Below are 18,857 nucleotides of genomic sequence, written 5' to 3' on the forward strand. Positions count from 1 at the left end.
ACGGTCACACGGCGAGCACGGGCCCGTCAGCGGCAACTGTTTCCTCGGTGGCCCCTTTGGTGAGATACCTGGTCACGGTCTTCCGCAGATACTCGGCATGCCGATAAATGTCCTGCACATCGTCGATAGGAATACGCGTCTCGACCTTGTGTTCGTCGAACACACCAAGATACTTCCTGGACCGGTTGAGCCAGAGCCGAGCGATGGGCTTGCGGTTGTTGTCATCGAGCAGAATGCCGCAGTAGGTCTTGGTGTCACGCGCGACGATCCGCGAGACCGGCACCTCACTGCACACAATGGCCCGAACGATCCGGTAACCCTCGATCTCCTCGTCGGTGGTGATGATGTCACCGACGGGCTCGGCAGCGGGCTCGTCGGGCGCGGCGGTGTCCTCAACGGCGTCCTTGGAGACGCTGACGTAGGAGTCGGGCCCACCGAGCGCGTTCTTGAGACGGTCGTTGACCTGCTCGTTCAGGAACTGCCGCGTGGCCTTGGTGACGAGCGGGACGAACTGTTCGCGCACGCGCTGCGTGAACGACCCCTCGTAGACGCGGGTGGTGAGGAACCGGACCCACTCGTCCTCGGGTTCCTTGAACTGCGCGGCGAGCACCCGCTTGAGCTGCCCGATGTACTTCAGCTCCCCGGCCGCGCTGATCACCGAGTCCAGGTCGAACGACTCCTTGGTGAGCTTCGCCAGCTCGGGCAGCAGTGTCTCGTCGAGGGCGGAGAAGTCGAGCACCAGGAAGGGCTTGGCATCCATCCGGTTGGGCGCGTCGAGGTCGGTGTAGAACTGGTAGACCTCGCCGTTGGTGAGAATGGCGATCCGCGCGTAGGTCACCGCGAAATAGCGGAAGAGCTGAGACGCATGCTCGATCTTCAGCGGATCGTTGACCTTCTTGACCTCGACGAGCAGCTGGATCTTCCCGTCGTGCGCGACGGCGTAGTCGATCTTCTCGCCCTTCTTGGTCCCCACGTCGGCGGTGAACTCGGGAATCACCTCGGCGGGGTTGAAGACGTCATAACCGAGCACCGTACTGATGAACGGCATGACGAAGGCGTTCTTGGTCGCCTCCTCGGTCTCGATGGCGGCCTTCTGCTTCCGGATCTTGAGCGCCAATGCCTGAGTACGTTCGGCAATGTCCATAACGACCTCCCGAGTGGATGCCAGGATAGTCGGCAAGACGTCGTCGAGCGTTACCAAAATCACACTACGGCGGCAAAGTCGGCCGCGATTCCCCGAGGTCAGGACAAAGGCCCGGCGTCCACGAGGAAGCCGGGCCTCTGCAGGTGACAGGAACGAGTCAGCCGGTGGCACCCGCCGCGAGGGCGACCTCCATCACGTAGTCGCCATAGCCGGACTTGGCAAGCTTGCTACCGAGCCCGTAGCAGTCGTCCGGGCTGATGAAACCACCGTCCATGGCGATCTCCTCGAGACAGGCGATACGCACCCCGGTCCGGTGCTCGAGCACCTGGACGAACTGCCCAGCCTCCAGCAACGAGTCATGCGTCCCGGTGTCCAGCCAGGCGAAGCCGCGGCCCAGGTCCAGCAACCGGGCACGCCCCTGCCTGAGATACGTCATGTTCACGTCAGTGATCTCAAGCTCGCCGCGAGCCGAAGGCCGCAGCCCCTTGGCGATCTCGACCACGTCGTTGTCGTAGAAGTACAGCCCCGTGATCGCACGGTTGGACTTGGGCTTGGCCGGCTTCTCCTCGATAGTGAGCAGGCGCCCGGTCTCGTCAACCTCACCGACGCCGTAGCGATGCGGATCCTTCACCGGATAACCGAACAACACAGCCCCGTCGAGCCCCTCGACGTGCTCGTGCATGACCGCGGAGAAGTCGGCCCCGAAGAAGATGTTGTCACCAAGCACCAGCGCCACGTCGTCACCACCGACGAAGCTCTCCCCGATGATGAACGCCTCCGCGAGCCCGTTCGGCTGAGGCTGCTCGGCGTAGGAGAGCTCGATGCCCCACTGGTTGCCGCTGCCGAGGAGCCGCTGAAAGCTGGGCATGTCCTGCGGTGTGGTGATGATCAGGATGTCCCGGATACCGGCCAGCATGAGCACCGACAGCGGGTAGTAGATCATCGGCTTGTCGTAGACCGGCAGAAGCTGCTTGGAGACCGCCTGCGTGATCGGGTGCAGCCGAGTCCCGCTGCCCCCCGCGAGGACGATGCCCTTCACCGGTAGTTGGTGAACTGGAGGGCGACACCGAAGTCGGCGGCCTTGAGCAGCTGGATGACGTCCTGCAGATGGTCCTTCTTCTTGCCGGTGACCCGCAGCTGGTCGCCCTGGATCTGGGCCTGAACGCCCTTGGGCGCCTCGTCCCGGATCTTCTTGGCGATCTTCTTGGCGTTCTCCGACGAGATCCCCTGCACGATCTGCCCGGTCACCTTGTAGGTCTTACCGGACACGGCGGGCTCACCCACCTCGAACGCCTTGAGCGAGATCTGCCGCTTGACCAGCTTGTCCTTGAAGACGTCGATGGCGGCCTTACACCGCTCCTCGGTCTCCGCCTCGATGGTGATGGCCTCCTCACCGGACCACTTGACGGAGGCGCCCGTCCCACGGAAGTCAAACCGCGTGGTCAGCTCCTTACTCGCCTGGTTGAGCGCGTTGTCGACCTCCTGCCGGTCAACCTTGCTCACCACGTCGAAGGACGGATCCGCCACCAGTCTCACCTCTCGGGCCGTGCCTACCGGGTACTCGGGCGAGCCTACCGCTGTGGGGGATACCGGTTGGCAGCCCCGCAGGGGCGTTGGGTAAGGTTTCGGCCGTCCAGCCAGAACGGACACTCCCGGCGGGTTGCCCGAGCGGTCAAAGGGAGCAGACTGTAAATCTGTCGCGCAAGCTACGAAGGTTCGAACCCTTCACCCGCCACCAGCAGCCAAAACGGCCCGTGACCTGCGAAAACAGGTCAGCGGGCCGTTTGTCGTCTGTCCGACTGTGTCCGGCTCTCACTGGTCAACTACGGCCAGTTGGGGGCACATGGGGGGCACATCTCAGGATGGGGCGAGTACTTGTTGCCGCTAGACGCTGCTCGGTATGTGTTCGGCGCGATGCGCCTTGAAGCGGCTGGACCATGAGCACGATCAGGCGATGTCTGGGCTCCCAAGCGCACGGGTCGATGGATCGGACCACTCTGTCGCCGCTTGGCCGTATACGGCCTACCTATCGTTCGATCTCTGCGGCTGATGCGGTACAGGTCACGCGAGTCTGTCTGGCGGTGAGTGTCGCCACGGTGGGCGTCCGAGTGTTGCTGTAGGGCTTCTCGCGTGTGACGAAAGGTTCCGGTTGTTCCAGACGTGGTTGCGTCACCGGAACTTGGCGGGTGACATCAGCCTATTCTGCTCCTGCTGGCAATCTCCCAGTGATGCGCACCTAACAATGGTCCAGCCGCTGAGGAGGACTCATGTGACATAGAGAGAGTGTGAGAGGCGAGTGCGGCTTGTGGGTGTCACTCAGGTGACACACCTATTTCTGCAGGTCAAAGCCTATCGAGTGACACTGTGGCAGGTGCGTCACCCGTGGTTGACGCCGCCGGACACCTGGTGCGCCTGTCATCTCGGTGCGCACTGTGTTAGCGGTGGTCTCTCAAGATTGGCAATGGGCCGTCATAATAGATCCCATGACCTGGACTTGGAGCGACGTGATCGCAGTTGCCGGTGTTGCGATTGGCGTGGTGGCCATTGTCGCCTCGGCAATCTTCACCAGGCGGTGGGGGACGCTGCGAGGGAAGCTTCGACTTGAGTACGAGTGCACTCGTTTGCTGACCAGGGATGGGGCGAGTGACCAGCTGAAGATTTCTTATCGAGATGTTGAAGTCCCCGATCCATATGTTGTGACTATCAAGCTTACCAATGTGGGGCAACGGGACCTTACGAGTGTGCATTTCGACAACGGGCAACCCCTCAAAGTCGACCTGGGTTGCAAGATGTATGGGCTGCTAGAGTCGTCAGGCTCCGACGCCACGCCGAATGCTCGCATCGGCGCCATAGGGTCGGCTGGCGTTGTCGAATTTATGCCTTCTCTCCTGAAAAGGAAGAAGTCTTGGGAGGTGACAGCTTTGGTCTCTGGCTCAAGGTCTCCCAGAATTGAATCCCCGCTTGTGGATATCGACGTTGTTCGTGACGAACTCATTCCGGAGGACGTTCATCGGACGAGAAGTCGGGTATCGAAGGGGGTGTATGCCTTGATGGGAGCACTCTTAATTATTGGTGCTGCGCTATTTGTGGTTGACATCGTGACGCGACCCGATGCGCCTGTGAGTCCCGATGAGATCGCATACTGTCAAGAGGATTCAAAGCGCACACTTTCTGGATCTGTAAGTTGTGTCGAGGCTTTGCGGCAGAACGAGGTGTTTGTCGCTAGACCGCTGTTGGCTTGGGCCCTTGGAGTCATGCTGGCTGCTGGCCCGGTTGGGGGTGTGGCGGCGATCATTTCTTTTCCAATGCGACGTCGTGCTATTTAAGGCATGTAGAGTCGAGTGATTGTCATTGGTTGTGTGCCTTGCTAGTGGTGGATGCTTTGCTCATAAGAAGGCCCCCGGGAATGTCTTTGAATCCCGGGAGCCCTCGCTTCTGGTGTTTTACTCTGCGACGATGCCGAGAAGGTTGACTAGGGCAGACACGGGCAAGTTCAGCATGGGGCCAGCCGTGTTCTTGGAGTCGCGCACGGCGGCGACCTGAGAGTCACGCCACACCTCTACGCAGTTCTCTCCCTGATCACTCCACGTGCTCTTTCGCCACTGTGCGTTGTTGGTGATGGGGATGGGGGTTTGCATCGGGGGGACTCCTACAGCTCAGCGATCCGACGGTTGATCAGCTCAATTGTCCCCTGCGTGCTGAGCGCGTCGGCCCGTAGCTTGTCGAAGACCAGGTCATACACGCGTACGTGCTCCCGGCCGAGGTAGTCGGACCGGCTACGTACACGAGCCCTGATCGACCTTCCATCAGGTTGACGATCGAGAACGACACGCCGTGGGATGCGTGCGCGCCGGCTTCGAACGGCATGACCTGGACGGATACGTTCTCCAGTTCGGCGAGATCGCGCACCTGTTCGAGCTGTCCACGCAAGATCTCGGCGCCGCCGATCGCGCGGTGCAGCGCTTCCTCCCCGACAACCAGCCACAACCGCGGAGCGCCCGGCGCCCGTAGGCGCTCGACTCGCTTCGCGCGGTCCTGCGCCATCGGCTCCACGTCGGCCGGCCGTACGGTGACCACGCGCTCCAGCTGGGCGCGTGCGTAGTCAGCCGTCTGCACCGTGCCCGGGAACGCGTCGGCGTTCCACAACTTCAGTTCGCGCGCCGCCGCGACCAGGTGCACGTACTTGGCCGCCCACTCCGCAACCCGGCTCGGCGGCAGCTTCCGCCGGGCGAGACTCGCGAGCCGTTGCAGATCGCCGGCCTCCTTTGGCTCGATCTTGAAGGCACGGATGGCTGCCGCGAGATCTTTGTCACTCGTCGGGACGTCGCCCTGTTCGATCTTGGACAGCTTGCCCGCGTACCACCCGAGCGCCTTTGTCGCCTCCGTACTGCTCAGCTCGATGGACTCGCGGGCAGCACGTAGCCGGGCGCCCAGCAAGATCCGTTGCACGAACGACCCGAGGTCCGCTTGCGCGCCGGGGTCCTCGTCGCCCTCGTCCGCTTTGGTCATGGCCGACATCCTCCCGTGATGCTCACTCCCTGTGCACCCCACGTACTCCGTTCGGTGCAACTTTACCGTTCGCCAACTCCAACCAGAAATTCCGGTGTAGTTTCCTGTTTGCCGGTGGGGCACGCCCGGTTCGACCTGAGAGGTGCTCCGCGATTCGACGGTTAACGAGTGCCTCTCTGCTGCCCCACCGGCCCTGGGATCACGAGGGAGAAGTCATGAACACGCCGCAAGTTGGAGACCTGGAGATCCACCTGCTGCTGGACAAGATGACTCAGCGCGGGTGGACGTTGTACGAGTGGGGTCACAGTTCCGGCGCCGAGCCCGAGGTGCGTGGCGCCGCGTTCTTCTGGGACAACGGCGTCGCTGACGTCGTGCTCGTGCGTCGGCACGGTGCCGTGGCCTACAGAACGCCCCCATGCCACGACGTGTTTGTTCCGGAGTTCATTACCGAGTGGAGTTCGGGAGTGCCTGCCCACACGCTTCGGGTCGCTCTCACGTGGGACGAGTGCGGCAAGGAGCGGACCTACCGGCCCTTGATGTCGCCTCCGCCTGCCTGTGCTCTTCCTCGCGAACTTCGGAACAGCCTGACCGAAAGTGTACGAATGCCGCGCAACTCGCACCTCACTGTCAGGCCACCGATGAATGCGCCTCAACCGCCGAGCTAGCTCCGGCCGCGTTGGTCGCCCTCGATGCCAGGAAGCGGTTGCTCAACGCCCTGGCTGCTGTCGGCCAGAAACGCCACTCCATCAAGAGTCTCCCGGCCGCGAACGCTGTCCTGTCTCGCGCGGCTGGGGTGCGGTCCGCTTCTCGATTCCCCGGCTACCAGTTCGGGAGCGGACTGTCCCAGTGTGCACGGCCTCACCCCCAGGTGGACCGTTCTCCACCAGCCGTGTGCACGGGCAGGCCCCGTTTTGAGACCCCCTCAAGACGGGGCCTCGAAACTCCCGGTCGCGCGTGCTTCCCCGACATCGCGCGTGATCGGGCGCGGTCCGCCTCTCATTCCATCCTGGGAGGCGGACCGCATCCACATCAGACAAAGAAGATCAATGGAAGGAGACGCGGTGTCAGTCACGCTGCCACACGGTGGCTCCGCGAAGAAACAGCCTGATGGGCCAACGACACTGGCGGAGGCGCACGAGGTGCTGTGGCGTCAGCGGCCGGCGCGCGATGCGGACCCGTTGATGTGGGCGGAGTTCCACCGGCACAGCGCGACTGTGTATGCACAGACCGCTGCGGTTGACACCCGGCACAAGCATGAGACGTTGCAGTGTGCCGCGATAGAAATCCGCAAGGCGCAGGACATCGAGCGGCGGCTCAATGAGGGTGACCAGTGAGGGCGTCGGAGCCCATCGTCGGGGATGCGACGGAGAGGGCCATCAGCCGGGCGATTGGCACCGAGCTGAGGCGCCTACGCGAAGAACGCGGTTTGTCCCGGGCTCAACTGATCACTCGATTGCCGTCCGGGATCGGTGACCGCACGCTGCTCAGCTACGAGCACGGCACCCGCCACCTGACCATGCTCCGATTCATCGAGGTGTGCTGGGGTCTGGAGGTCGACTCGGTGTCGGTGCACCGTCAGGCGCTCCAGCGAGCGCGTATCCACCTGCAGAACATGACCATCCGGATCGACCTGCAAGCGTTGCTCAGCGAATACAGCGACGTCTACCGGCCGATGCGGCAGTGGGCACGCAACCTACTCAACGAACACCCCGACGGGATCGTCGACGTCGCGCCGGACGTGGTCCAACACCTTGCCCTGTTCGTGGGTTGTGCGTACCGCGACCTGCTCAACTATCTGGCCCGATTCGCGCCGGAGGACACGCCGACGGAGAGCAAGAGGCCAGACATGTTCGGGTGAGGGTTCGGGTGGACCCGCGCACCTCCGGATCACGAACACGCCGCACCGCCGGCGACCGCACGACCGGTGCGTCTGTGCCTCGGTACGCCAGCGAGGCAGAGGGTTGGCTTCTGGCGGACACTAGACAACAGCTGGTACAGCGAAGGGACCGTAGACATTGAGCAGCGCAGCAGCTCTGACCGAGAGCACGGCGTACGGCGTCCTGGCGAAAGCCTGTGAGCAGGTCGGAGCGGACCCGACAGGAGCGAAGCTCGTCCGACTGGGCTCGAACGCCGTATACCGGCTGGCAGAACCTGTGATCGTGCGGGTAAGCCGCGACGTGGACACAGTGGAGAACGTCACGCGGCAAGTCCAGGTCGCGCGATGGTTGGAGCAGGCCGGCTACCCGGCCACCCGGGCACTCGACGTTGATCAGCCGGTTGACATAGATGGTCATGTGGCGACCTTCTGGGTATCCGTGGCCGAGACCGCGGAGTACGCGCCGATCCAGCAGGTTGCCGACCTGATACGGCAACTGCACGACCTCGATCCGCCGAGTGACTTCGTGCTTCCGGCCGCGCAACCCTTCGCCGACTTGGATAGCCGACTGTCCGTGCTGGCGAACCTCGACGAGTCGGACGCGGATTTTCTGCGTGAGCTGATCGGCGAACTGCGAAGTCGATACGAGACATTGGACTTCCCGCTGGCGCCCGGTGTGATTCACGGTGACGCCAACGTCGGCAATGTGATCCTGAGTCGAGACGGCGAGCCGGTACTGATCGACCTCGATGATTTCGCGATCGGTCCGCGTGAATGGGACCTGGTTCAGACGGCACTGTTTTACGAGCGCTTCGGGTGGCATACGGAGGACGAATACAGGACGTTCGTCGAGGTGTACGGATTCGATATCATGTCGTGGCCTGGGTACCGCATCCTAGCCGGCTACCGCGAGATCTCGATGACCTTGTGGCTCGCTGGAAAGGCTGGCGCCGACGAGGAAGCGGCCGCAGAGGTGCGTAAGCGCGTGGAGTCGATCAGGTCTGGCGGAAGTCGCCGTGATTGGGCGCCGTTCTAGCATCCTGAGGAGTCCACAGGCGAGTTGCTGACGCTTGCTCCACAAACTCCCTGACCGTTGCTGTGTTGCCAACGCGCGTTAGCCGTTCTCGAAACTCTTTGACGTACGCCCCGCATCGCGCTGACTTGAGTTGCTCACCAATCGTCAGTGCGCTCAGCGCGATGCGGCAAGCCTCCTCAGTCTCGCCCTGCTCAAGGTAGGAGTCAGCCAGGACCATCGTCGCGAAGAAATCGCTACGAACGTACCCGCTGGAAGTCGGCCCTAGTGACTGCGTCGCGTAAGCACTCGCGTGTACGGCACGGCCCAGGTCGCGGTTGCAATGGCCGAGTTCGGCGGCTAGTTCCGCGTCGTTGAAGTACTCAAACCATTCGGCAGGGTCGGTGTCGACATTCCGTCGTTCAAATTCACGGACGGCGCCGGACATCGCTTCGTCGCATCCGGCCGCGTCGCCGAGCCGCGCCAGGGCACGGGCCTCCATCGCGTAGAAATGCGCCGCCGCGCTCGCTGAGCCTGCCGTGGTCGTCCCCAGTCGAGCGGCGCGAGCAAGGTTGGCCGCTTCGCGGTACCGCCCGAGGAAGTTGGCCTGGTGGCTCATCGCGTCGAGGATGCTCGCGCCGAGAAGCCGGTCACCGGTCGACTCGGCGAGTCGAAGAGCCTGGATGAAGTACCGCTGAGCCAGACCGTGAAGGCCAGCGTCGTACGACATCCATGCGCCCAGGAGGGTCGCCTGCGCGGCGGCTTTGTACAGGTCACGGCCGATCTCGTCGCTGTAGGTCCCGTGCAGCAAGGCTGCCAGGTCGGTACGCAGGAACTGGATCAGCGCGCTTCGCGCGTGCGCGCCGCCGTGCTGGCCGTCGAGGTGATCGAACAGGTTGGTCGTGTCGTGGATGCCTGCGATGTCGCCCGGCCCCACCCGCCGACTGCCCGTGCTCTGTGCCGCGTCATGCCGGGCCGACACCAGCCAGGACAGCGACGCGTCGTTCCATGCCCCGACGTTCGCAGGGGCCGTGATGAGCGTCGGCACGCCCGCGAGGTCCGCTTGCCACAGGTCGGTGACTGCGGTGATCCCGTCTGACGCCTTGTCCGGATAGGAGAGACCCAGGTCAGCGGGCACAGACTTGGCCTTGCCGAATCCGATCTCGTCGAGGCTGACTTGCCGGCCGAGCCGTTCGCCGAGTGCCTGCGCGATGGCGCGGCGCACCTTCTCCTCGCGCGGGACCATGCCGCTGAGCCAGCGACGGACGTAGGTGTGGTTGAGGTCGCGCCCAGCGTGCCGGCTGACCGCACGGCCGAACACCTTCAGGCCGACCGCGCCGTCTTCCCGGAGGAACCCTGCGGTCGACATCAGGGCCTCGAGCTGTGCGTTACCCGTCATCACGCTCCCCGACTGTGCCCTGAGTGCTCAAGTGTGCCCCCTAGTGTGCCCTGTTTCCGCTGGTCAGGCAGCGGTTTCATAGAGCCATGGCACACAACGCCCCAGACGAAGGCCCAGGAGGAAGCCATGGCCAAGACCCAGACGCCGATGATGCCGACCGGCGGCAAGGTGCTCCCCAAGCTGATCTGCGTGCTCGTCGGCCTGGTGGTGCTCGTGATCGTGGTGAGGCATCCGAGCGAGGCGGCAGCGATGTTCAAGGTGGTCGGAGGTGCCTTCGTCGGCGTGATCGAGGGACTGTGGACCTTCGTGCAGCGACTCGCCGGCTGACGCGACTCGCCCAGTCAGGTCCTCAGCCGATCCAGTGCGTTCGCGAGTCGATCGGTCACCTCGTCGAGCCGCTGCTGCACTTCGGCGACGTCATCGCGAAGCGCCAGCAGCTCCTCACGCACGTCAGCGATACGAGCCTCCGGCGTTTCACCCGTCGCCTCCGGCGAGCGCACGACAGCGGTGCTCTTGTCCTTGAGAGTCAAGAAGCCCTCGTCCGCGAGCAGGTGCAGGGCGGCGCTCGTCGTCGCACGGGAACCACCAAGCTCGCCGGTTATCTCCCGCGTACTCGGCATCTTGCTGCCGACTGGATAGTCACCGGCTCTGATCCGGTCTCGAAGCACGTCAGCGATGTCCTTGCGACCTGGCATTAGGCCCCTTTCACCGCCTCGATCATAGCTGGCCTAGGCCCAATGCCGGTCGTTTAAGCCAGTGCAAGATCAACTCGACGATCGGCGACCAGCGGAAACAGGCACGACCAAGATCCACAAGCAGACCCTTGGCGATCTAAACGACCGGCATTGGGCCTAGGCCAGACCCTTGACAACGTGCATCTGGACTACTTACTGTCCCAGTATTCCAATCTGGCCTAGTCCAGATACTACGTCCGAGGAGACCGATGTTTTCCCTGAAGATCACAGACAAGCGCGTCACGCAGGCGCTGATGCCGCATCTGGACGACGACATTGCCGCCGTTGCGAGCGACGAAGCCTCAGCGGCCGAAGTCGCCGAGATCGACACGCTCATCGAGGAAGCCGAGCGCGAGTGGGCCGCCGCTGAGCAGCGGGAGGCCGCGCGAGTGTCACAGGTGTTCACCGACCAGACGCGGGCACGTCGAGCGCGCCGTCGAGAAGACCGGACGGTGCTGCGAGTGCTGCCGGCCCGGCTGAGCGTCTCGGACGTGGTCGACGAGGTGGCGTGATGTCCAACCAACACATGTTCAACCCCGACCCGGTGGCGACGCCGGCCAGCAACCCCCACCGGGTCGGGACTCCCAACCACCTGCAAGGAAGTGGAGAGACCCCAATGGTAGGCACCAGCTACGCGCCGGGCCACGTGCCCGATCGGCGCGCACAGCGGCGCTTGGACGAGGCCGCGCGAGCCGAGGAGGCACGTAAGAACGCGGTGGTGCTCGCCGAGATCGAGACCGCGAAGGACGCCGCGCGGGCAGAGCGGGAGCGCGCAGACACCGAGTACCACGCCCGGTTGCATCGCCAGCTCCGCGCTGAGAAGAACGCTGACCGGGACAAGTCCCGCGCTCGCCGGGCAGCCCAGATAGCCGCAGTGCGTGGCTGGGTGGGTCTTCATGTGGTGGACCTGCTGATCTATCCGTTGGCGCTGGTGTCCGCGCTGATGGCAGTGCCAGCGATGGCCGCTTACGGCTACGACCTGTACCACTCGGGTACAGGGTTCGCGCTGTTCTTCATCACTGAGCTGGGTATGTGGGCGTTCTCCATCGCGGTACACGTCGCTCGCCACCGGTATCCGGAGCGTCCGGTGTGGGCGTTGCAGGTGGGGGTGTGGGCGTTCACTGCGGCAGGTTTCGGCGTGAACTTCGGCCATGGCTGGCAGGGCACCGGCAGCGTGTTCGACGGCGCGGTCATGGGCCTGGCCAGCGTCGCCGGGGTCGTGGCGCACCAGCTGGTGACTGCCTCTCCGCGCCGTTCGCGTGTCGAACGGAACGCGGTGCGGATGGCGGCGCGAGTGGCACGGAAGGTCGCCAGGGTGCAGCGAGCCGCAGTCCGCGCTGCGATCGCCGAACTCGACGTCGACGGCAGTGCACGGCTGGTGTTCGCCCCCGGCACGTACACCTTTGCTCGCACTTCGCTCACGGGTCGGTGCCGCCTCACGCCGGCAGCGCCGCCCGCGTTGTCCGTGTCGGCAGGGTTCACGCTGCCCGACACCGAGCCAGACTCGGCGATCGGCGGCGGGACTGTCGAGCAGGTACCGACCAGGCAGGCGCGGAAGCGCGCGAAGCCGAGCAAGCGCAAGCCCGCGCGGAAGATGCTCGCGGACTACGTGAACGACGCCCGCGCATCGTGGTCGCCCGGGGTCGAGATCACCCCGGCATGGGCTCGTCGCGCTACCGGATGCTCTGCGGGGTTGTCGTCCAAGGTCGCTGCCGCGCTGCGTGACGACGTCGCCGAGGCGCACCCGGCCGCACTCACCCCGCATACCGAGGTGAACACCGGACGGGAGGCCGCGTGATGACCCCGAACCAGGACGACGCTCGCATTCACGAGCCCGTTCATGACGGCGTTCACGAGTCTCGTCACGACACCACGTCGGAGGTATTCGCGAGCCTTCCGAGGGACGTACACGACGCCAGCGAGGTGCCCACCTCCGTGAACGGGTCGGTGAACGATCCGGCGAACACGGTCGTGAACATCGACGGAGTGGTGGGCAACGTGATCCCGTTGCAGCCACGCCGTGACGACCGTGAACACGGCCCCGGGTCGGAGTCGACGGGCACGGTCGTGAAGTGGCGCTCGCACGGGGAGCTGCTGACTCCGGAGGAGAACTCCGCTGTGGACCGGCGGCTGCCCCGTGCCGCCGTGCTGGGCCGCTTCACCCCGGCCGCGAAGACCGCCGCTACTCGTGCGGTGAAGGTGGTGCGAGTGGTGCGCGAGTCTGAGCGCACCCAGCAGGCCGGTAAGGGCGTGCTGCGCGCGGGACTGGACGTGGTGCAGGGAGTCGAGTCATGGGCCAAGCGCGCCTATGACGCGTCCACCATGGGTGTCTACCGCCGTCAGATCAAGGCTGCGGAGATAAGCGGCAATCAGGAACTGCTGGCTGAGTGGTTGGAGCGCAAGCAGAACGAGGCCCAGCGTCGCACAGAGCGGCTGCGTGAACTGCCGATGCAGATCGTGAAGATCTTCCTAGCCACGTTGGTGTTCATGTTCGGCACGGCGGTACTGGTGCCAGTCATCGGGCTAGTCGTACAGCTGGCCGGCGCGGGGGAGTTCACGTCAGTAGTCGGCGGCTTCATGACCGGGGTCGCCTGGATCGTTGGAGCGATCGCGTTCGCGTGGACGCCGTTCATCATGGGCCTGCCGCTGTTCGTACTGCTTGCTGCGTGGCGTGAAGGCCGCCGCCGCGGGCATCGGCCCGGCTGGTTGCAGACGGCGCGGGATGCCGATGTGGATGTTGCTATCAACGAGCTGACCATCACTGGCGCGCTCGCGGCGCTGCGTATCCCACAGGTCACGGCCTATCTCAAGGAAGGTCTGCCGTTGCAGTTCATCACCCCGGCCCGTGTGGATGGTCGCGGCACGCACGCCATCGTCCGTCTGCCTGCCGGGGTGACCGCGGAGACGGTCGCACGCAAACGCGCCCAGCTCGCCACGGGCCTGCACCGTCTGGCCAAGGAGGTGTGGCCGACTACTGGCGCGGAAGCAGGGATCTTGGACGTGTGGGTGGCGGACAAGGGTGCGCTGGCGGAGGGTGCGGGAGCATATCCGCTGCTCACCGATGGTGCAGTGGACGTGTTCAAGGGCGTTCCCTTCGGCAAGACCCTGCGCGGAGTGCCGCTCAACGCGCCACTGATGGAGCGCAACACCATCACAGGTGGCATGCCCGGCCAAGGCAAGTCGTCCGCAGCCCGCGTGATCATGGCCGGTGCCGCGCTGGACCCGACGGCTGAGCTGCGGATTTGGGTGCCCGACGCCAACTTTGACTTCGAGGTGTTCCGGCCGCGCTGCTCCCGCTACGTCATGGGCGCGGAGGACGAGAAGATCGCGGAAATCCTGGATCACCTGCGTGAGCTGCACGCGGAGGTGCAGGGCCGGGGTGAACTGCTGATCAAGTTCGAGACCCCGGCCGCTACCCGCGAGCTTGCGAACAGGGACATCGGGCTGCACCCACTGTTCTGCCTGCTCGAAGAGGCGCACGTAGCGATCCAGCATCCCGACTACGGCAAAGAGATCTCCAAGCTCCTGGTCGACATCGTCCGGCTGGGACGTAAGCGCGGTATCCATCTCATCGTGTCCACACAGGCCCCTACCAAGGACAGCATGCCCCGTGACGTGACCCGCAACTGCTCCAACGGCATCGCGTTCGCCGTGGGCGACCACGTGGCCAACGACGCACTACTTGGGCAGGGTGCGTACGCCGCTGGGCACCGCGCTACCGAGCTTATTCCGGGCACTGACAAGGGAACTGCGGTCGTCAAGGGCTTCACCGGAGAGCGATCAGACATCGTGCAGGTCTACTTCCTCGACGTAGCAAGGGAAAACGACCAGGTCACGCCGATCATCGAGCGTGCCATGACCGCCGTGCGGGAGCGCGGGACGCTGCCCGGTGGCCCGGCGCCAGTCCGGCAGACCGAACTAGCACGGGACCTCCTGGAGGACTTGGACGAGGTGTTGGGAGCCGACCCGGTGCCTGCGGCCGACGTGCCCGCTCTGCTCAAGCGCTGCGCACCCACGTGGCCGGCCTACCAGCGGTTGACCGGCAAGCAGCTCCGCGAGCAACTCGCTGACCTCGGGGTCAAGGTCGCCTCAACGGGCAACCGCTGGCCCGTCGACCCTGTCACCGTACGTGATGTTCTAGCCAGGCGGGCGACTGCCGACCTGGACGACCAGGGATAGCGGCAACACCGTCGAGTTAGGCCGGAACAGCGCCACAAACGACGCACATTCCCGCCTCGCAGGTGCTCTGGTTCGACTGGCCTAACTCGCATAACTCGTAACTATCCGCTGGCCAGCGGCAACATCACCGATCTAACCAGTCGAGTTAGGAACCTAACCCGTTCCTCTCGACCTAACCCAACAGCTAACCCGCCCGGCGGGTGCCACTCACGGTGCCCGCTGCGGCCAGCTATGCCCATCGACGGTCACTCAATGTGACCAATAGGGGAGTAGTTCGATGTCTACTCGGGACAACAACACGGCTGACTTGCTCACCGCCGCGCTCGATGCTGCCCAACTTGGCTGGCACGTCTTTCCACTCCGGCCTGGCACCAAGGTGCCGGCGCTGCATGGCCTGACCGACTGCGACCACACAGGTTTGTGCGGAACGGGTCATCTGGGGTGGGAGCAGCGCGCCACCACCGACCCGGAGCGCATCCGCGCCGCCTGGACGGCAGGCCGGTTCAACATCGGTCTCGCCACCGGGCCGGCTGGGCTGCTGGTGGTCGACCTCGACACCGCCAAGCCCGATGACACTCCGCCCGCGGAGTGGGACCTGCCCGGTGTCCGGGACGGGCAAGACGTGCTCGCGGTGCTCGCCGACCTCCACGGCCAAGACGTGCCGCTGTACACCTTCACCGTCGCCACACCGTCGAGCGGTGTGCACCTGTACTTCCTCGCCCCCGAGGTGGGGGAGCCACTGCGCAACACGCAGGGCAAGCTCGGGTGGAAGATCGACACGCGCGGCCATGGCGGCTACGTCGTCGCGCCCGGCTCCCGTGCCGGCCACGGCGACTACCGGGTGGTTGTGGATCTACCGCCAGCTCCGCTACCGGCCTGGCTGGGTGACCTGCTGCGACCCGCGCCGCTCCCGGCCGCCCCTGCTCAGCCGGTGAGCGTGGGTCGTGACCGCCGTGGTCGCTACCTTCAGTGCGCGGTGCGAGCTGAGGCTGCGAAGGTCGCTCACGCGGGAAAAGGAGAGCGCAACTCCACTCTGTACGCCGCCGCGCTCGCCCTAGGACAGCTCGTCGCCGGGGGAGAGCTGGCAGCCGCCGACGTGGAAGCCACGCTGTTGACCGCCGCCGGACGGCACATCGCGGTCGGGGCGTATAGCGAACGGCAGGCCCGCGCCACCATCGCCTCCGGGATCGCGCGTGGCGCGAACCGGCCCCGGCAGGTGGCGGCATGAGCGCCGCACGCCCGTTGCACGCGGTCGAGACTCGACCGGAGCGGCGTACACGGTGGACCGACTCGGAGCTGATGCGGGAGCACTTCCCGGAGCCGCGGTGGGCCGTGCCCGGCCTGCTCTCCGAAGGACTGAACCTGCTGGCCGGTGCGCCCAAGCTGGGCAAGTCGTGGCTCTCCCTGGGACTGGGTGCGGCGATCGCGAACGGAGATCTGGCGCTCAACGCGATCGAGGTTGAGCGCGGGCCGGTGCTGTACTGCGCGTTGGAGGACACCGGCCGCCGATTGCAGCGCCGCCGCCGTCAGATGCTCGCCGGAGGTGGACGGACCGCGCCGCTGCTCACCCTGGAGACCGCCTGCCCGACCATGACCAACGGCGGAGACGCCGTGATCGTGGACTGGCTGGCAGACAACCCGGCGGCGCGACTGGTCATCATCGACACCTTCGAAAAAATGCGCGGCGCCACCCTACCCGGCGCATCGGCCTACGCGGCCGACTACGCCGCAGCATCCCGGTTCAAGACCATCGCGGACACCTACGGGGTGCCGTTCCTGCTCATTCACCACGTCCGCAAGCAGGGCGCAGAGGACTGGCAGGACCTCGTGTCCGGCACCAACGGCCTGACCGGAGCCGCAGACGCCACGCTCGTGTTGAAGCGGTCTCGCGGTAGCGCCGACGGCGTGCTGTACGTGACCGGTCGCGACGTCGAAGAGGCTGAGTACGCGATGAGCTTCGACCCGCAGAACGGTGCGTGGACCAAGCTCGACGGCCCCGCTGCGGACTACGAGCTGCGCGACACCCGCGCAGACCTCATGCGGATCATCCGCGACCACCCCGGCCTCAAACCGGCCCAGCTCGCCGAAGCCCTCCACGCCAACCCGGCGACGGTCCGCAAGACCCTCGCTCGCATGGCCGACCAAGGCCAGGTCCGCAAGACCCCCAGCGGCGAGTACTACCCGCCAGAACCGAGCGGCAACGCCAGTGGCACGCCACCGCTGTCACACCTGTCACTCAGTCACTCCACCCCCCGCTGACCAGGGAGAACAGCTGTGACACCACCTGTGACACCCACGTCAGCCAGTCACCCGCGAGCCAGGGGAGGACATGTGGCACCGAAGCGCGAATTCCTGACCGTCGACGACTTCTGCCAAGAAGCGCGAATCTCTCGATCCACGTTCTACGAATGGGTAGCCAAGGGCCGTGCGCCACTGCACCGCAAACTGCCCAACGGCAAGCTACGCATGGATCGCCGAGACGTCGACACGTGGTGGGACACGTGCGAGGTGGCCGCCTGATGGCGACGACATACGACGTGCGGGTGCACGAGATCCACAGGCGCTACGACAACGGGGCAAAGAAGCCGACGCGGTACATCGTCCGGTGGTCGGTGGATCGGAAAAGGGGTGAGCGAGGCTTCAAACGGTCGACGCAGGCGGATAGCTTCCGCTCGGAGCTGATGACGGCGGCCCGCAAGGGCGAACCGTTCGACATCGGCTCCGGACTGCCTCTCTCGATGCTCCGACCTGAACAGACGGACACAACCTGGTTCGACCTCGTGACCGCACACTGTGCTGCGCGATGGGACGAGTTGTCGCCCGGCTCGCGGCGCAACCTGGTCCGAGACCTTTCCGACGTCACCATCGCCCTCTTGCCAGCGCACCGCAGTCGGCCGGACCGTCCGGTACTCAGCAAGGCGCTTCGCATCGCGTTCAACCCGAAAAGGGATGCTGAGCCCTCCGCTGAGATCGCCGACGCTGTCACGTGGGTGAAGCGACACGGCGGCGCAGTCCGGGCACTCGAAGACGTGGACGTCTTTCGGCGGCTGATGACAGCACTCGACAAGAAGGGTGATGGTACGAGGGCCGCACCAGACACGATCCGTCTGCGTCGCACAGCGCTGGTGGGCGTGATCGACTACGCGATCGAGAAAGAAGCGCTTAGCTTCAACCCGCTGCGGAAGGTCAGAGTTCGGAAGAACAAGACCGCTCTTCGTGAGATTGAAACGGCCGCAGTCGTGAGCCCAATGCAGGCGCGAACGCTTCTGAACGCTGTCCGCGAGAACTCGCCGCGGCTGGTCGCGTTCTTCGGCCTGATGTACTTCGGCGGCCTCCGGCCAGAGGAAGCAGTGAACGTCCGCAAGTCGAACCTGTCACTGCCATCTGCCAACTGGGACGACACTCACCAGCGGTGGGTGTTCCCGGACGGAGTCGACGGCCGGGGGGAGTTGCGGCTTGAACGGGCCGTCCCGGAGATCAGCGGGGAATGGACAGACTCCGGAGAACGGCACGAAGAGAGGTCACTCAAGGGCCGCGGGGAGAAGGACACACGTACGGTGCCCTGCTGGCCAGACCTGACCATCCTGCTTCACGACCACCTGCGGCAATTCGGCACGACCCCTGACGGACACCTGTTCTGGGGTGTCCGGTCCGGAGGGAGACTGTCCAGCTCTGTGTACGGCCGGGTATGGGAAAGCGCACGCGCCGAGACCTTCACCGCAGAACTCTATGCCTCCACGCTGGGTAAACGACCGTACGACCTCCGACACGCTTGCGTGTCTGGTTGGCTTGCTGCGGGCGTCGAACCGACCAGAGTGGCCTACTGGGCGGGACACAGCGTCGCTGTCCTCATGAAGGTGTACGCCAAATTCGTCGACGGTGGTCAAGCCATAGCGCTTCGACGAGTCGAAGACTGGCTAGGACGAGGCCCCGACCAGAGCTGAACAGGCCGGAAGGCCAGCGCGCTTACAACGATCTATCTATGACCACACGTGCGCCTCTTA

General features: G+C 64.8%; 20 protein-coding genes and 1 tRNA gene. 14 read left to right on the top strand and 7 right to left on the bottom strand.

Annotated elements, in window-relative coordinates; all coding sequences use genetic code 11:
* Positions 1-4 precede the first annotated feature (4 nt).
* The 3 genes from CLV71_RS30000 to CLV71_RS30010 form a co-directional block, all read right to left on the bottom strand.
* Complete coding sequence (locus CLV71_RS30000; protein WP_424923919.1) at positions 5-1,201, bottom strand: type I restriction endonuclease; 1,197 nt, start codon at positions 1,199-1,201, stop codon at positions 5-7.
* Positions 1,202-1,301: 100 nt separating this feature from the next.
* A complete protein-coding gene (gene rfbA, locus CLV71_RS30005; protein WP_133906228.1) occupies positions 1,302-2,183 on the bottom strand; it encodes a glucose-1-phosphate thymidylyltransferase RfbA in 882 nt (293 codons plus the stop codon).
* Entirely contained in the window at positions 2,180-2,671 is a 492-nt protein-coding gene (locus CLV71_RS30010; protein WP_166664309.1) for a YajQ family cyclic di-GMP-binding protein, read from the bottom strand. Before CLV71_RS30010 ends, rfbA begins: the two co-directional genes overlap by 4 nt.
* 127 nt (positions 2,672-2,798) lie before the next feature.
* On the opposite strand from CLV71_RS30010, the gene CLV71_RS30015 reads away from it, so the two are divergent.
* Both CLV71_RS30015 and CLV71_RS30020 read left to right on the top strand, forming a co-directional pair.
* Positions 2,799-2,882, top strand: a tRNA-Tyr gene (locus CLV71_RS30015).
* Positions 2,883-3,627: 745 nt separating this feature from the next.
* On the top strand, positions 3,628-4,470 hold the full coding sequence (locus tag CLV71_RS30020; protein WP_133906230.1) for a hypothetical protein: 843 nt from the start codon (positions 3,628-3,630) through the stop codon (positions 4,468-4,470).
* 117 nt (positions 4,471-4,587) lie between these two features.
* Here the strand turns inward: CLV71_RS30020 and CLV71_RS30025 are convergent, their stop codons facing one another.
* Positions 4,588-4,782, bottom strand: coding sequence for a DUF397 domain-containing protein (locus tag CLV71_RS30025; RefSeq protein WP_133906231.1), 195 nt, complete (start codon positions 4,780-4,782; stop codon positions 4,588-4,590).
* 37 nt (positions 4,783-4,819) lie between these two features.
* Positions 4,820-5,653, bottom strand: a complete 834-nt coding sequence (locus CLV71_RS30030) for a helix-turn-helix domain-containing protein (RefSeq protein WP_166664310.1) — start codon at positions 5,651-5,653, stop codon at positions 4,820-4,822.
* A gap of 215 nt (positions 5,654-5,868) precedes the next feature.
* Between CLV71_RS30030 and CLV71_RS30035 the strand changes: the two genes are divergently transcribed.
* The 4 genes from CLV71_RS30035 (at position 5,869) to CLV71_RS30050 (ending at position 8,565) form a co-directional block, all read left to right on the top strand.
* A complete protein-coding gene (locus tag CLV71_RS30035) occupies positions 5,869-6,318 on the top strand; it encodes a hypothetical protein (RefSeq protein ID WP_133906233.1) in 450 nt (149 codons plus the stop codon).
* A gap of 396 nt (positions 6,319-6,714) precedes the next feature.
* Positions 6,715-6,987, top strand: a complete 273-nt coding sequence (locus CLV71_RS30040) for an AMED_5909 family protein (RefSeq protein ID WP_133906234.1) — start codon at positions 6,715-6,717, stop codon at positions 6,985-6,987.
* The gene (locus CLV71_RS30045) at positions 6,984-7,511 is read left to right on the top strand and encodes a helix-turn-helix domain-containing protein (RefSeq protein ID WP_133906235.1); all 528 of its coding nucleotides are present in this window, start codon (positions 6,984-6,986) and stop codon (positions 7,509-7,511) included. Before CLV71_RS30040 ends, CLV71_RS30045 begins: the two co-directional genes overlap by 4 nt.
* 157 nt (positions 7,512-7,668) lie before the next feature.
* Positions 7,669-8,565, top strand: coding sequence for a phosphotransferase family protein (locus CLV71_RS30050; RefSeq protein ID WP_133906236.1), 897 nt, complete (start codon positions 7,669-7,671; stop codon positions 8,563-8,565).
* On the opposite strand, the gene CLV71_RS30055 is transcribed toward CLV71_RS30050, so the two are convergent.
* Positions 8,525-9,940, bottom strand: coding sequence for an NsdA family TPR-like regulatory protein (locus CLV71_RS30055; RefSeq protein WP_133906346.1), 1,416 nt, complete (start codon positions 9,938-9,940; stop codon positions 8,525-8,527). The genes CLV71_RS30050 and CLV71_RS30055 overlap by 41 nt on opposite strands.
* Positions 9,941-10,066: 126 nt before the next feature.
* Between CLV71_RS30055 and CLV71_RS30060 the strand changes: the two genes are divergently transcribed.
* On the top strand, positions 10,067-10,267 hold the full coding sequence (locus tag CLV71_RS30060) for a hypothetical protein (protein ID WP_133906237.1): 201 nt from the start codon (positions 10,067-10,069) through the stop codon (positions 10,265-10,267).
* Between the two features lie 14 nt (positions 10,268-10,281).
* Here the strand turns inward: CLV71_RS30060 and CLV71_RS30065 are convergent, their stop codons facing one another.
* Positions 10,282-10,635, bottom strand: coding sequence for a GntR family transcriptional regulator (locus CLV71_RS30065; protein ID WP_133906238.1), 354 nt, complete (start codon positions 10,633-10,635; stop codon positions 10,282-10,284).
* Between the two features lie 248 nt (positions 10,636-10,883).
* Between CLV71_RS30065 and CLV71_RS30070 the strand changes: the two genes are divergently transcribed.
* From CLV71_RS30070 to CLV71_RS30100, 7 genes are all read left to right on the top strand, one after another.
* Positions 10,884-11,186, top strand: coding sequence for a hypothetical protein (locus CLV71_RS30070; protein WP_133906239.1), 303 nt, complete (start codon positions 10,884-10,886; stop codon positions 11,184-11,186).
* Positions 11,187-11,347: 161 nt separating this feature from the next.
* A complete protein-coding gene (locus tag CLV71_RS48755; RefSeq protein ID WP_208297813.1) occupies positions 11,348-12,472 on the top strand; it encodes a hypothetical protein in 1,125 nt (374 codons plus the stop codon).
* Positions 12,472-14,853 (top strand): ATP-binding protein, encoded by a 2,382-nt coding sequence (locus CLV71_RS30080; protein WP_243866807.1) that lies wholly within the window; start codon positions 12,472-12,474, stop codon positions 14,851-14,853. Before CLV71_RS48755 ends, CLV71_RS30080 begins: the two co-directional genes overlap by 1 nt.
* A 277-nt stretch (positions 14,854-15,130) precedes the next feature.
* Positions 15,131-16,081: a bifunctional DNA primase/polymerase gene (locus CLV71_RS30085; protein ID WP_133906240.1), complete on the top strand. Its 951-nt coding sequence runs from the start codon at positions 15,131-15,133 to the stop codon at positions 16,079-16,081.
* On the top strand, positions 16,078-17,112 hold the full coding sequence (locus CLV71_RS30090; protein ID WP_133906241.1) for an AAA family ATPase: 1,035 nt from the start codon (positions 16,078-16,080) through the stop codon (positions 17,110-17,112). Before CLV71_RS30085 ends, CLV71_RS30090 begins: the two co-directional genes overlap by 4 nt.
* A gap of 72 nt (positions 17,113-17,184) precedes the next feature.
* Positions 17,185-17,373, top strand: a complete 189-nt coding sequence (locus CLV71_RS30095) for a helix-turn-helix transcriptional regulator (protein WP_133906242.1) — start codon at positions 17,185-17,187, stop codon at positions 17,371-17,373.
* Positions 17,373-18,797, top strand: coding sequence for a tyrosine-type recombinase/integrase (locus CLV71_RS30100; protein ID WP_133906243.1), 1,425 nt, complete (start codon positions 17,373-17,375; stop codon positions 18,795-18,797). Before CLV71_RS30095 ends, CLV71_RS30100 begins: the two co-directional genes overlap by 1 nt.
* Positions 18,798-18,857: the final 60 nt, after the last annotated feature.

Source organism: Actinophytocola oryzae (assembly GCF_004364325.1).
Classification (GTDB): Bacteria; Actinomycetota; Actinomycetes; order Mycobacteriales; family Pseudonocardiaceae; genus Actinophytocola; species Actinophytocola oryzae.